Source organism: Pseudomonas chlororaphis subsp. piscium (assembly GCF_003850345.1).
GTDB lineage: Bacteria > Pseudomonadota > Gammaproteobacteria > Pseudomonadales > Pseudomonadaceae > Aquipseudomonas > Aquipseudomonas piscium.
The window spans coordinates 4,229,881-4,243,386 of the sequence record NZ_CP027707.1; the positions used below are offsets into that span (position 1 = coordinate 4,229,881).

General features: G+C 56.2%; 11 protein-coding genes and 1 pseudogene. 5 read left to right on the top strand and 7 right to left on the bottom strand.

All coding sequences use genetic code 11. From position 1 onward, the window contains the following. Nucleotides 1-35: 35 nt before the first annotated feature. The 7 genes and pseudogenes from C4K38_RS19095 to C4K38_RS19125 form a co-directional block, all read right to left on the bottom strand. Nucleotides 36-3,266: a hybrid sensor histidine kinase/response regulator gene (locus C4K38_RS19095; RefSeq protein ID WP_053278619.1), complete on the bottom strand. Its 3,231-nt coding sequence runs from the start codon at nt 3,264-3,266 to the stop codon at nt 36-38. A gap of 53 nt (nt 3,267-3,319) precedes the next feature. After that, nucleotides 3,320-4,501 (bottom strand): response regulator cyclic di-GMP phosphodiesterase PvrR, encoded by a 1,182-nt coding sequence (gene pvrR, locus C4K38_RS19100; RefSeq protein WP_053278618.1) that lies wholly within the window; start codon nt 4,499-4,501, stop codon nt 3,320-3,322. Further along, a complete protein-coding gene (locus tag C4K38_RS19105; protein WP_053278617.1) occupies nt 4,489-7,317 on the bottom strand; it encodes an ATP-binding protein in 2,829 nt (942 codons plus the stop codon). The genes pvrR and C4K38_RS19105 overlap by 13 nt, the downstream gene beginning before the upstream one ends. Before the next feature lie 435 nt (nt 7,318-7,752). Beyond that, complete coding sequence (locus C4K38_RS19110; RefSeq protein ID WP_053278632.1) at nt 7,753-8,502, bottom strand: hydroxypyruvate isomerase family protein; 750 nt, start codon at nt 8,500-8,502, stop codon at nt 7,753-7,755. Beyond that, nucleotides 8,462-8,659: pseudogene (locus tag C4K38_RS32945) on the bottom strand (arylsulfatase); the annotation flags it as partial. The pseudogene C4K38_RS32945 and the gene C4K38_RS19110, both read right to left, overlap by 41 nt. Before the next feature lie 363 nt (nt 8,660-9,022). Then, nucleotides 9,023-9,247 (bottom strand): co-regulatory protein PtrA N-terminal domain-containing protein, encoded by a 225-nt coding sequence (locus tag C4K38_RS19120; protein ID WP_053278616.1) that lies wholly within the window; start codon nt 9,245-9,247, stop codon nt 9,023-9,025. 121 nt (nt 9,248-9,368) lie between these two features. Further along, on the bottom strand, nt 9,369-9,623 hold the full coding sequence (locus tag C4K38_RS19125) for a DUF2790 domain-containing protein (protein WP_053278615.1): 255 nt from the start codon (nt 9,621-9,623) through the stop codon (nt 9,369-9,371). Between the two features lie 366 nt (nt 9,624-9,989). Between C4K38_RS19125 and C4K38_RS19130 the strand changes: the two genes are divergently transcribed. The 5 genes from C4K38_RS19130 to C4K38_RS19150 are packed head-to-tail and all read left to right on the top strand — an operon-like array spanning nt 9,990 to nt 13,331. Continuing rightward, complete coding sequence (locus C4K38_RS19130) at nt 9,990-10,925, top strand: MBL fold metallo-hydrolase (protein WP_053278614.1); 936 nt, start codon at nt 9,990-9,992, stop codon at nt 10,923-10,925. Nucleotides 10,926-10,939: 14 nt separating this feature from the next. Further along, nucleotides 10,940-11,242 carry a hypothetical protein gene (locus C4K38_RS19135; RefSeq protein ID WP_170181105.1) on the top strand — a complete coding sequence of 101 codons (303 nt, stop codon included), beginning with the start codon at nt 10,940-10,942 and terminating at the stop codon, nt 11,240-11,242. After that, nucleotides 11,239-12,072, top strand: a complete 834-nt coding sequence (locus C4K38_RS19140; protein WP_053278612.1) for an MbnB/TglH/ChrH family RiPP precursor modification enzyme — start codon at nt 11,239-11,241, stop codon at nt 12,070-12,072. Before C4K38_RS19135 ends, C4K38_RS19140 begins: the two co-directional genes overlap by 4 nt. After that, on the top strand, nt 12,069-12,728 hold the full coding sequence (locus C4K38_RS19145; RefSeq protein WP_053278611.1) for a hypothetical protein: 660 nt from the start codon (nt 12,069-12,071) through the stop codon (nt 12,726-12,728). Before C4K38_RS19140 ends, C4K38_RS19145 begins: the two co-directional genes overlap by 4 nt. Before the next feature lie 12 nt (nt 12,729-12,740). Next, on the top strand, nt 12,741-13,331 hold the full coding sequence (locus tag C4K38_RS19150) for an HvfX family Cu-binding RiPP maturation protein (RefSeq protein WP_053278610.1): 591 nt from the start codon (nt 12,741-12,743) through the stop codon (nt 13,329-13,331). The last annotated feature ends 175 nt before the right edge of the window (nt 13,332-13,506 follow it).

Here is a 13,506-nt window from a genome sequence, read left to right on the forward strand (position 1 = left end):
AATGATCGAACCGCTCCCGATGCTCTCCGTAGCATTCATAACTTTTCCATCTCCTGCGTAATCTGTTCGAGGACGTCCTCTACTTCACGCCTTCTTGCATCCACCCAACCCTCTGCATCCAGTTGCGCTTCTATGGCCACACAGCGATCGAGCAGATCCTGTGCCTGAACCACCGACAACCCGCCGCGTATCCGGTGCAACATGGAGCCCACTGCCTTGGCATCTTTGTCCCGCACTGCGGCGCGAGTTTTGGCCAGGTCTTCCTTGAACGTCTGAATGAATACATCACGCAATTGACTGGACACTTGCATGACACTTTTCTCTTCCGACGCCTCTTCCTCGGACAGTATTGCGCCATCCAGATGTCCGCAGAGCTTCAACAGCACATTGTGCAGGGTTTGCAATGACATCGGCTTGACCACACAAGCGTTCATGCCCACCCCGATACAGCGCTCCTCTTCCTCGCGCATCGCATTGGCGGTCACGCCGACAATGGGAGTGTTGCCATCGGCTCGACGTAGCGCCGTGGTCAATTCATACCCATTCATTTCCGGCATGTTGACGTCAGTCAGCACTACGTCAAAAGCATCATGATCCCAAAGTCGCAGAGCTTCTACGCCATTGGATGCCAATGCCACGCTGCACCCCAATTGCTGGAGTTGCTCCTTGAGCAAAGTCTGATTGATAGGGTTATCTTCGGCTACGAGCACATGCAGACTGAACCGACACCAACTCTGTACCGCCTCGGAGCTTTCACTCGCAGCCAGCGGCTCGCCCTGAGCCAGTGCCACCGCCCGCAACAAGCCCTTGAGGCTGTGCAGGCTGACGATATATCCGTCGGAGGTACGTTGTGGCTTGATCAATCCCTCTTCCGAGCAACGTACCCGCTCACCACTCCATTCCAGCTCCGGCAAAAGTTCCGGGATCACATCGACAAGCACCGCGCCAGGATAACGGTCATCGGATACCTCACTGCCGGTTACCGCCAGCGCTCCGAAATGCGACAGCCAGTTACAGACGCTGATGGCCAACTCCTTGATCGGAGCGCGTACTGCAACGGCCTCGTTCTTCAGGGTGAATCCAGGCAGGAGCGGATGTTCACCAGGCACAACCGTGAGCGGCAAGCTCAAGGTGAAACTGCTGCCCAGCCCTGTGTCACTGACGATCGCCAGGTTGCCGCCCATCAATTGCGTCAAGCGCCAGCAAATCGACAGGCCAAGCCCGGTACCACCGACGGTGTGCTGTTGGCTATGCGCCTGATAGAAGGGTTCGAACAGGCGGACCTGATGCTCGCTGGAAATGCCACAGCCGGTATCGGTGACCTGCCACTGAAACTGCCACGCGCCCTTGACCTGCTCGCTTTTGACCCTCAAGGCGATTCGTCCGACATCGGTGAACTTGATGGCATTGCTAAGCAAATTGTTGAGTATCTGCCGGATTCTGGCTGCGTCGCCTCTGACTCTTCGCGGAAGCTCGACTTCCACGCAGGCATAGAGGTGCAGACCTTTGGCGCCCGCAGCAGCCGAATAGGCCTGCAGGACATCCTCGATCATTTCCAATGGACTGAACTCGACGTGTTCGATCGCCAGCTGCCCGGCTTCGATTTTCGACACGTCCAGAATATCGCTGATCACCTGCAATAGAATCGAGGAGGAACGTTGCATGGTTTGCACTTGCGAACGTTGCAGGGCATTGAGTGGTGACAGGGTCAGGAGCTCCAGGGTACCGAGCACGCCATACAGCGGTGTGCGAATTTCATGGCTCATGGTCGCCAGGAATACCGTCTTGGCCTCATTCGAGGCGTCCGCCGATTGCTTGGCTTCAGCCAGTGCTCGCTCCGCCAGCTTGTAAGCACTGATGTCACTGAATGCACAAAGCACCACGTCTTCGCCTTGATAGCGCGACGGCAAAAAACTGACTTCCAGCTGTCGGTCGTTGATTGTGATCGATAGATGCTTGTCCCCGACGGCTCCAGCCGATTCGACTATGGAAGGCCAGCCGCGGCTAAGCTGACTGATGGTTTGTGTGTCTCCCAGCCATTGCAGCGCCAGCTCGTTTTCCATCACCACCTTGCGATCTTTGCGCGCCAGCACGCACAACGCCACTGGGGCGCTCTGAATGATCGCGCGGCTGAACGAGTCACTCTCTACAACCCGGTCATGAGCCCGACGAGCCGGTACGACCACCCTCATGGCATACCAGCGCAACAAGAAATAACCTACGACAACAAACGCCAGGCACACAGCCAGCAACACCAGTAACTGCCACTTGGCATATTGAAAAAAGCTTCGGTAATCAAGGTGATAGTAACCGCGCCAGCCGTCTTTGCTGGTGGTCTTGACCAGGAACCCGGCGCTGGTCAATTGCAGCCCTTCTTGAGCATCATCGAAGCTGGGTATCTTGCCCGTCAGCAACAATCCATCGGGGGTTATGAGCTCCATGGCATCGAACACCGTCCAATCGCTGAGACGAGAAGAGTCTGTAATTGAACGCAGATCCAGCAACGAGGCGATGACCAGTTGACGCTTCGATTGATCGTGGGCCAACAGGTTTTGTGGCGTGTCGGTGTACATGTAGGTAATGAACTTGATAGACGACCCGTCACCCTGGACATGATTGGCCGGCGCCCACATCACGGCATTATCCGATTGTGCCGGGCGGAACTTCAAAATTTGCTTTTTCAGGTTTTCACTCAGCTCCAGGTAGTCGTTCTTACCGACCTGTCCATTTTCCCTTGAGGCAGTGGCTGCCGGAACACCGATGCTGATTGAGCTATCAAGATCCAGCAGTAGCGTTTGCGGCGCAGCATAAGAAGAAATGCTCCAGTACGAGCCGTACAAGTTGGAAATCAGCACCCCAAACTTCCCAATACCGGCAACTTGATCTTCACCCTGCGAAGCCATCTCAGTGGGCACAGCCAGAGTGAACGGCATGGAAAAGGAGAATTCGCGTCCCTCGTAGATCCAGGAGTCGCGTGCTTCCTTGAGCAAGCGATGCTGAAACGGAATGACCGCCTGATCCCGTTTTTGTGTCACCTCATCGCTATGCCTGGCAACACGCAGCAAGAACTCTTCCTGCTCATGGATGTTGCCCATCAAGCGCGAGAAGTGAAATTCGATCTTGAACAGTTGCTCCTGGACCAGACGCGCCGCAGCCCAGTAGGTCATGGCGAACAACAGAATTGCCAGCGAAACCGCTACGATCAGTAGCATGTTCAATCGCAAGGAGGTACGGGCAAAATTTTTAATTAGATTATCGTTTCCCATAAACCATCCGGCTGATTCAACCCAGTGAGAAGCCTAGAGGATCGACTGTTTCATCATCGACCCTCCTGTTGTAGCAAAGCCGAAAACGATTCTTTCGAGACGGCTTTGGATATCAAAAAGCCCTGTACCGCGTCACACTCGAACTGGCGCAATAACGCCAGCTGCGCGTGATTCTCAACACCCTCTGCTACGACTTCAAGTCCCAAATGCTGCCCCAGTGCAATAATACTTTTGAGTGCTACCGCAGTACTTTCTTCATGTTCGCAGTTGGCGATCAGAGCCCGATCGATTTTCAACTCGGTAAAGGGTGTTTTGACCAGGTTGTAAAAAGAACTGAACCCTTGTCCGAAGTCATCCTGGGCCAATCCGAAACCTTTCATTCGCAACCGGCATACCCCGGCAATGTAGTGACTGAGCAACTCAGTCATGCTGCATTCGGTCAGTTCGAAACACAGCTTGGATGGCATGCCGTTCAAGCGTAGAACACATTCGTGAAGCCGATCGGGCAAGGTGGGGTCATTCAACAAGTGTGTCGGCAGGTTGATCGAAACCGGAACTCGAAAGCCACCATTCTGCCAGTTGAACTGAGCCTCAACGGTTTGTTCGATCATGCAGAACAACAATGCCTCTTCCAGCCCGGCATCAACCATCTGCGATAGAAACTGCCCTGGCAACAAAGTACCCAAGGTCGGGTGCTCCCAGCGCACCAAGGCTTCGGCCGAAGCGATCTTGCCACTTCGCAACGCCTTCTTCGGCTGGAACCACGCTTTGAATTGCCCCTGCTCCAAGGCCTCTTCCAACTGCTGTCGATGGAATACCAACACCGGAGCCGGCGCATTTTCTGGGATCGGCTGAGGAGCGGCACACTTCTCGATCAAGCTCCTGATCGAGGCCGGCATGGCAGGCTTGGAAATCGTATCGATCACTTCGATTCCCAGCATTTCAGCCACGGTACAGGCACTCCCCAACATGCGCCGTGAGGACGAGCTCATCAGTGCCAGGCGGGGCGGCCTCTTCGACAACGACAGCTGCTGGATGAACTGCACGCCATCGAGCTCCGGCATCATCAGATCACTGAGCACCAGATCGAAGTCTCGCTTGTCCAGCCATTGCAGGGCTTCGTGTCCGTCAGCGGCAATCTCGATGCGATGCACGCCCTCAGCCTTGAACAGCGATTTCAGATATTCGCGTTGAAAATGGTGATCTTCGACGATCAATACACTCATGGCGCACATACGATTTTCTCCGGCTTTAATGCGTTCAAACTGTTGAACAGGGACAGAAGATCCACGGGCTTTGTCAAACACAAGTTCATGCCCGAATCGAGACAGCGCACGGCCTCTTCGGGGTCAGTGTTGGCGGTCGCGCCCACGATCGGCACGGTGCAACCGATACGGCGCATTTGGCGCGCCAATTGGTGGCCATCCATGCCAGGCATGTTGATGTCGGTCAGCACCAGATCGAAGGTGCCGCATGCCCACTGCATCAGCGCTTCGCGTCCGTCGCTGGCCAGCGTCACCTCACAACCCAGTACTTCGAGTTGTTCCTTGAGCACCAACTGATTGATGGGGTTGTCTTCGATCACTAACACTCGTTGCAACAATTGACGAAAGGGTTCGGCGCTGGCCTCGGCATGAGTCTGGCTACTACCTTGAGCCAGGCTGACCGCTTTGCCGATAGCGTGAATATTGTTGAGGTTGACCTCCCAAGCGGTGTCCGTCAGTACCGGTTGTCCTGGTGCCCCAAGGTAAGCCCGTACCCGCGAACTGCTGGGTAATAGCATCGGGCTGGCGGCGCCGTTCTCAACGATCAGTTCCACCAATGTCGCCTTGGGCGGCAGTTGCAACTCGGTACTGTTGAGGATCTGCGCGGACGCCCCCCAACGGTTCAACCAACCGCATACGTTCTCTGCCGCTTCCTGCAGAGGCGAGCTGACGAAAACCGGTAACGATGCCAGGCGGATGCCCTGCTCGCCCGTGCTCTCCGGGCGACCCTGCTCCAGCGGCAACGATAAGGTGAAGCTGCTACCCAGCCCGTAGGCACTGACCAGACGGATATCGCCATTCATCAACTCGGCCAGACGCTGACAAATAGACAAGCCCAACCCGGTACCGCCGGCTCGGCTCTGACGGTCTCCAGCCTGATAGAAGGGTTCGAACAGACGACTTTGTTCTTCCACGCGAATACCGCAGCCGGTGTCGGTCACTTGCCAAAGCAGGTTCAACCGTTCGCAATCGCGACTTTCGATCCTGACACGCAACACCACGCGACCGGAGTCAGTGAACTTCAAAGCATTGCCCAGCAGATTGCTGAGAATCTGCCGAATCCGCGCTACATCCCCGCGCATCATCGTCGGCAGTTTCGGGTCGCAGAACGCTTGCAGGATCAATCCCTTGCGTTGTGCTGCCGCGGAAAACACCTGGATCAACTCCTGCACCAATTCGCAGGGGTTGAAGTCATCGGGCTCGAGCACCAACTGACCAGCTTCGATCTTGGAGACATCCAGTACATCGTTGATCAAGTGCCCCAAGGTCGACGCCGAGCGCTGCATGGCATCAAGATAGTTCGTCTGCTGCGGTTCGAGCTTCGTCAAGCCAAGCAACTCCAGCGTGCCGAGCAACCCATAAAGAGGCGTGCGAATTTCGTGGCTGATGGTCGCGAGAAAGACGCTTTTAGCTTCGTTGGTAGCATCGGAATGCTGCTTGGCTCGAGCCAATGCCAGCTCCATCTGCTTGCGCGCACTGATGTCGCTGAAGGCACAGAACAGCACATCCTCCCCCTTGTAGCGGGTAGGCACCGAGCTCAGGTGCAAATGATGGCCACTGGAAGTCTCCAACTCTTCGCAGACGGGTGAGTTGTCGTCGAATGCGCGTCGTATCCAGTCCTGCTCCAGAGCAATGCGCTGCGCATCTCCACCTAGCCATTGCACACACAGGCGATTTTCCAGTACCACCTGGCCATCAAGACGCCGCAACACACACAGGGCTACCGGAGCCGTGTCGATGACCGTACGACTGAACTCTTCACTTTCGATCAAGGCTTCCAAGCGGTGCAGAGCCGGGTTGACCAACCGCCGATTGATCCGCAGCACCAAACGCTGAACGCCCATGGCCATCAGGCCAAATACCAACAGGGCCAGCACGGAGTCCCGCCACAGCGGCGTCAACAGCGCCTTGAATGGTACGTAGTAGATCAACACCCACTTTGAACCGCCGATGCTTTTGGTCAGAGCCAGATAACCGAGGTTCAGACCGCGGCCAGTAAAGCCGAAACCATCTTTGGACCAAACCCTGGAAAAATAGGGGCTCAAGTCCTTTTCGGGCGTACTGCCCAATACTTGCTGGCGCGTCCTGTTCAACAACAGATAGTCATCCGAGCCTTGACCGATCAGCCCCGCCGCCAGCTCTTTACCCACCATTTCCAGCCCCAGCCACCCAGCATCCTTCTCATTGGAAATGCGTCGAAAGATGTAGATTCGCGTGAGCGGATCATTAGGATCGTTCAACCAGATGAACTTCTGATGGCTTGCCATCTTCGTCGTAGCCAGCGCATTGAGCACATTGTTCGGCAGGACGTAATGATCGAAGCTGCGATCGTAGATGCGGCTGATGGTGTGCTCCGCATTGTTGGCCACGTACACGAGACCGAGCTGAAACTCTTCCAGCTCGCGGATATCGCGCCCGGACAGAGTCAGGCTCCAGGGGGAATCGTAGTTGCCCAGCAGGATTCTCTTACGTTGGTCCTGGCCCAGAGGAACCTTCAGTGCTTCGGGGGGAGACACCACATCTGGCGCATTCAAATGAACCGAGCGGCTGAAATGCAGCAACAGGGCCTCACGCAGAAACAACGATTCTTGAACGTTGAAAACTTCATCGTTCATCACTCGGCGATGCTTGGACACCTCGTTATTGAAACTGGACACCCAATAGAAACAGAGACCGCAGAACAGGCACACCAAGAGCACCCATGCCAACAGCTGAAGGAGCTTGCCAACCGCCTTGGGCGAGGAAAAGTTTTTGTCCAGTGGTTGAAGAAACTGTTTGTAGTTCATGCATCCAAGGTTAGGGATGCCGCCAAACAGAACCTATCGGAAAATCCCTAAAGCCACCTTTGTGCTCTACGACCAGGCAGTAACGCATGAGCCTGCTTCCCAGGTTTTCGCATCTCTATTTGGAGTTGCTTCACGACCTCTGGCCAGGCGCTGTTCGCCTGTACGAACACCGGTCAGCAACAACAATCGAGGGCCAAGACATGGTTGAGCGGATGCCGCGAGCGCCCTGTAGCATTGCTGTTTCGCTGCAGGACACAAATCCCGGGCACAAAAAAAAGCCACTCATTGAGTGGCTTTTTTCTGAACCCTGGAGCGGCAAACGAGAGTTAACTCTGGCGTCCGCCCCATTGAAATCCAGGGATTATTTTCTTTGCGAAGCAGGAAAAGACTCAACTTTGGTCTGGAGTGCATCAGGGTGACTCGTGCCCGCCAGCGCTAAGCACCTAGCTGCTTGATCCAGTCGAGGCTCGCAACGGTAAAACCGGAAGGACGGTATTCACAGCCGATCCATCCTGGGTAGCCACGCTGCTCCAGAGCCGCGAACAAGGCAGCAAAGTCGATGCTCCCCGTTCCTGGTTCGTGACGACCCGGGCAGTCGGCAATTTGCACATGGACGGTCCTGTCATAAAACCGGGCCAGAACATCCCCTGCATCTGCCGTCAGAAGCTGGGCATGATAAAGATCGAGAATCAGCCCGACACTCGGGAAGGCTTCCAGCACCTGCTGCGCCTTATTGAAGTCAGACATGTAATAACCCGGTACCTCTTGCGAGCTGATCACTTCGATAAGCGGCCGCAACCCCTGGTCTTCGAAGTACTTGACTGCATACTCCAGGTTGCCTTCGAAGATAAGCGCTGCCTCATCCTGCGTCGTCACTCCAGACATGATGTGGACATCCGGACACGCCAGCGCCTTTGCATAGCGGGCGGCCTGGAGCAACCCGCTGCGGAACTCTTCTTCCTTGCCCTGCAAGGCAGCAATGCCTTTGGTAACGCCAGCCGGTGCCGCGAACTGAATCAACGACAGGCTGTGTTGAGCCAGGTGGTCGGCCAAAAGACTGGCGTCGAACTCATAGGGCGACGGGAACTCCACCGCCCGGAAACCAGCGGCGGCGGCAGCCTCGATGCGTTGCAGAAAAGGCAACTCATTGAATTGGAAACCGAGATGAGCATTGAACTTGAGCATTGGGTAAACATCCATCCTGGGAAAAAACGAACTCATCAGCCTGAAGCATCCTTCACACTTCCAGCGTGGCACTGTCGGGAGTGGTCAATACAGGCAGACCAGAGCGCGCGGTGCTTGCGGCGCCTGTCATCGAAAACCGGGTGAAACATATCAGATCTAGAGCCAGGGCAAGGTACTCAACTTGCTACGCAAACTGCTCCAGCAATAAATCGATTCAGCGCTCGTCCAGACTCAAGGCAGCCATTTGGGACTTGAACGCACGGGATGATGTTCGACTTCAACACATGGATGCCGCAAACGTCTTGCAACACTGCTGTTTCGCTACAGGACACAAATCCCGGGCACAAAAAAAAGCCACTCATTGAGTGGCTTTTTTCTGAATCTTGGAGCGGGAAACGAGACTCGCATCTGGCGTCCGACCCATTGAAATCTAAGGGGTTAACTTTTCTGCCAAAGCAGGAAAGGACTCAATTCTGGACTTGTTTTCAGGGAGTATCAAGAGCAAAAAAAGAGTGAACAATCAGGTATCGGGCTGTTGCTTCTGCCCAGTAGTGCCTACTGCGGAAGAACCATTGTTTTTGGTCTGGGCTGTCAAGGTCTTCTGCGCGGCTTCAGCATGGGCCTGCACATGGCTGGCCTGGAACGCCTCCCAACGGGCGCGGGCCCGGTCAGAGCCGTCTTCGGCAAAGGCGGCGACAGAAGTAACGGACAATAGGCAAGCAATGACAAGGGTGGAGCGTTTCATAGGATCAATCTCCTGAGGTGATAAAGGGAAGAGCCGCTTGGGCTAAATGAAAGTTATGGATGGCGCTTTAGGAAGTTTCGTTATCAACTGACCGTTAAGTGTTCATAAAGAAAACACGCTATCAGTTTTCGTTCGTGCAATTTCCTTGAACCTGATAGTCCAGAACATGCTCCCGCCCCTGATGGTCCAGATAATCCAGACGTGCGGGAACCACACCGCACTGGTCCGGGATATCAGTCATGGATATAACTTTTGCAACGTCCATATGAACGTAGAAGCCGGTCTTGTCGTGAATCACCGGTGAGCTCTCGGTAGTGTCGGCAAACGCTGAACCGGTGGTGAGCAATGCAGCAAATCCAAGCATAAGCAATTTCATGAAGGTATCTCTCTAGTGGGAAGTTGCTTGTTAACTGGTAATGGGCCCACAGCAACTAGCAAGTAACGCGATATGGGCCGGTGAATGGCTCGAATTCATCCTCCCACTCTCCCCCGCTATGCACGATGACATTTTTTGCATGCTCTCCATGCCCAAAAGGCATTGATTACCTCCCCCCAACAAGAGCATCAAAGCCATCCGCACGGTTGCACCGCGCCAATGCATATCAAAAAGGCATGCGACATATCGAAAACAAGCAATGGTGCATAGGTCAGCAACAAGTGACGATATGTCACACCTCATTGGTGCTGCCTGGCACCACTCGGTGACCCGCACATTCCACTTCAGCCCGCTTGGAGCCTCACTGTGAAAAAAATCTTGCGCATCGCCACCGCTCTCGGCTTGGCGGCACTCTCCACCGGCGCATTCGCCGCTACGACCCATTGCGACACATCGCATTCCATGGGCATACAACTGCTCGGTTCTGGTGGCCCTATCTCTGACGACGCCCGGGCTTCATCAGGCGAGATTGTCTGGATCGATGGCAAGTCGCGGCTGCTCATCGACGCCGGCGGCGGTACGTACCTGCGCTTTGGTCAGGCCCATGCCCGGTTGGAAGACCTGCACTTCATCGGCATCTCACACTTTCACACGGACCATAGCGCCGACTTGCCCGCCATCTTGAAGGGCGCGTATTTCATGGCCACGAGCAACACAATTGCACTGGTCGGTCCGGACGGGTCTGACTCGTTCCCGAGCATGACGGAATTCTTCCACGACATGTTCGGCGCCAAGACTGGCTCGTTTGCCTACCTCGAGGGTCTGCATGACGGCAGCGATGGGTTGAACCTAAAGGTCAGCCCAATCATCGATGTGGATCGCCACGCCGAGAAAGCGTCCCTCGTTTATCAGGATGCCGAGGTCAAGGTATATGCCTACGGCATTCCACACGGCGATGTGCCAACCCTGGCGTTCCGCATCGAGGGCAAGCGCGGCACGATCGTGATCTCCGCGGATCAGAACGGCAGCCGTGCCGGATTCGTCGACTTTGCCAAGGGCGCCGACATCTTGGTCATGCCGGCGGCCATCGACGACGACGCCGACGCCACCTCTAAGTTTCTCCATGCAACGCCGACGGTCGTCGGCAAGATCGCCGCAGCCATCAACCCCAAGATGCTCGTCCTCAATCACTTCATGGGTAAATCCCTGAAGAACAAGGAGAGCAACATCGCAATCATCAAGCGCTACTACCACGGTCCGGTCCACGCAGGTCGTGATCTGTCGCGCTTCGAAATGCCATGAACCAGGAGCACCCCATGAAACACACACTCGCGCTATCCATCGCCATTGCCTCGCTCGCCTCGCTCGCCGTCATCAGCCAACCGGCCCATGCCAGTGAAACCCCACCACCGGCCACTGCCAAGACCACCAAGGGTGGCGGCAAATGTGCCAGCGGCAAGTGCGGCACCGAGAAGATTTACGGCAAGGCCAAGATCAGTCAGGACCCGCAGGATCGCTTGGTCCGCACACGTGACGGCAAATGTGGCCTGACCGCTCAAGGATACGACGTCGCCGAAACGACCCTGAAGAAACTCGCCGAAGGGGTCTGCGGCCAATGATCATCCAAGGACGAGGGCTTGGGCTCCGGCGTGAGTTTGCCCTGCCTCTCGCCAACGCTCCGGTCCGGACTGACTTCGACTTTTTGGAAGTCGTACCGGACAACTGGATGCGGTTGGGCGGAGAGAGCAAGGAACACTTCGACGCGATCGCGGCCAAGTATCCGATGGTGGCACACAGCTTGAGCCTGTCCATCGGCGACGCACAACCGCTGGATATGGACTACTTGAGCGCGGTGAAGACCTTCTTAGACACCTACGACATTGCGATCTATAGCGATCACGTGAGCATGTCACGCGATAGCCGCGGCTACCTTTACGAGCTGATTCCTGTATGCCGCACGCAGGCGAGCCTGCAGCTTATGGTCGACAAGGTCCAGGCAGTGCAGGACTACCTGTCCCGGCGTATCGCGTTGGAGAACATCTCCTACTACTACGATGAGGAGGGGCAGATGGCCGAAACCGAATTCATCGCGCGCCTGGTCGACGCCTCAGGCTGTGGGCTGCTATTGGATGTCAATAATGCGTATGTGAACGCACGCAACCACGGATCCGATCCACGTGCATTCATCGATGCATTGCCGGCGGACGCGGTGAGCTACTTTCACGTGGCCGGTCATCTCGATAATGGATCTCAAGAGCAGGTCTTGGACACCCACGGCGCCGATGTGTCGGCCGCCGTACTGGACCTGGGTGCCTATGCGGTTCATCGGTTCGGCGAACGGCCCATTGTGCTGGAGCGCGACAACAACATACCCAGCCTCGACGAGCTATGTGAGGAGCTGCACGGCATCCACCAGGCCATGACCGGCTCGACGGGGAGTCTGCAATGAACTTGCACATCGCCCCAAGTGTCGCCAGCGAAGCTGAGCGCCGGTGCCAGGCCGTACGCCGCGGTGATCTCGGCCCGTATGGCGAGTTGGTCCGAGCGAACGCGCAAGAGCTAGTCGCCACGATGTTCCCGCGTTTTACCCGACATCGCGGTGCCGAGCGTCTGTGCCAGGACATCGACGCATTCTACAAATGCTTTGGTGCAGCGCGGGCCGAATTCATTCACCTCGCGACCGAGTTTGTCCGCTTCATGCAGCCGCGCCTGCCCCTGGGTATCGGGCGTCCCCTCATCGAGTACGAATGGATGCTGTTTGACGTCGAGGTCGATAAGACCGCAGTCCCCCATCCCTATGGAGGGGACGCGCGCCGCCCGACCCACCTTCGCCTCAATCCCACCGTGCGATGGCTGGCCACTCCGTTTGACCTGCACGCGGACGACCGACTTGCGGAGCAAGCGCTGCTACACCACGACGCGCCTTGTGCCTATGCCGTCTTTCGCACATTCGACCATAGGGTCGTGACGCAACAGCTTTCAAACCACGACATCGTAGAGCTGTCCACCTTCACGGGCGGTGAGCGAGTCGTATCCCCGATGGAATCAGCACACTGGTTCACGCACGCCCTTCAGCGCGAACTCATCACCTCACACCACGAATAGTAAGGCATCGCCATGGCTAAACTGATCGCACTCCTCAACCGCGCCCTCGAAAAATCCAAAAAGCTGGATTTCGTAGCGCTACTTTCCATCCGCCTGTACCTGCTACCCACCCTCTACGAGGGTGCCCACGCCAAAGTCACCGGTTTCAGTGGCCTGGTCGAGTGGTTCGCCACTCCGGTGGCCCAAGGCGGTCTCGGCATGCCCTTGCCCACGCTGATGGCCACACTTGCTACGGGCACCGAAGTAGCAGGGCTCATCTGCATCGCCCTAGGTCTGTTCACCCGCATCGTCACCGTTCCGTTGGCGATCTTGATGACCGTCGCGGGCTTGTCCGTGCACTGGTCGCACGGCTGGGCCGCGATTGCCGACAAAACCACGGAAGCAAGCATGCGCCTCAGTGGTCTCATGACCTGGCTGCAGCATTCCTTCCCCGGCCGCTTCAACTATGTGACGGAACTGGGGGATCCAATAGTTCTCAACAACGGTATCGAGTTCACGGTGACCTACGCCGTCATGATCATGGTGCTGTTCTTCTATGGCGCGGGTCGCTATGTCAGCGCCGACCATTGGCTGGCCAAGGTCTTCCCGCGCTGGCCGAAGTGATCACACGGCCAGTGCAGCGGTTCTATTCATTTAGGGCACGCTACACTAGCCCCGTGGTCAATGGCGCCAGGCATGTCCGTCAACCACCGACAACGGGTAACAACTAAACCCAGGCGGTGTTCTGAGGGTTCCTTTTGAATAGTTTTGGGTAGAGCTCACCGCTCTGCCCCTTTTT

What these genes read in the sequence shown, in the direction of transcription:
- C4K38_RS19095 (WP_053278619.1), bottom strand. Translation starts at nt 3,266, where the DNA reads ATGGGAAACGATAATCTAATTAAAAATTTTGCCCGTACCTCCTTGCGA.
- pvrR (WP_053278618.1), bottom strand. Translation starts at nt 4,501, where the DNA reads ATGTGCGCCATGAGTGTATTGATCGTCGAAGATCACCATTTTCAACGC.
- C4K38_RS19105 (WP_053278617.1), bottom strand. Translation starts at nt 7,317, where the DNA reads ATGAACTACAAACAGTTTCTTCAACCACTGGACAAAAACTTTTCCTCG.
- C4K38_RS19110 (WP_053278632.1), bottom strand. Translation starts at nt 8,502, where the DNA reads ATGCTCAAGTTCAATGCTCATCTCGGTTTCCAATTCAATGAGTTGCCT.
- C4K38_RS19120 (WP_053278616.1), bottom strand. Translation starts at nt 9,247, where the DNA reads ATGAAACGCTCCACCCTTGTCATTGCTTGCCTATTGTCCGTTACTTCT.
- C4K38_RS19125 (WP_053278615.1), bottom strand. Translation starts at nt 9,623, where the DNA reads ATGAAATTGCTTATGCTTGGATTTGCTGCATTGCTCACCACCGGTTCA.
- C4K38_RS19135 (WP_170181105.1), top strand. Translation starts at nt 10,940, where the DNA reads ATGAAACACACACTCGCGCTATCCATCGCCATTGCCTCGCTCGCCTCG.
- C4K38_RS19140 (WP_053278612.1), top strand. Translation starts at nt 11,239, where the DNA reads ATGATCATCCAAGGACGAGGGCTTGGGCTCCGGCGTGAGTTTGCCCTG.
- C4K38_RS19145 (WP_053278611.1), top strand. Translation starts at nt 12,069, where the DNA reads ATGAACTTGCACATCGCCCCAAGTGTCGCCAGCGAAGCTGAGCGCCGG.
- C4K38_RS19150 (WP_053278610.1), top strand. Translation starts at nt 12,741, where the DNA reads ATGGCTAAACTGATCGCACTCCTCAACCGCGCCCTCGAAAAATCCAAA.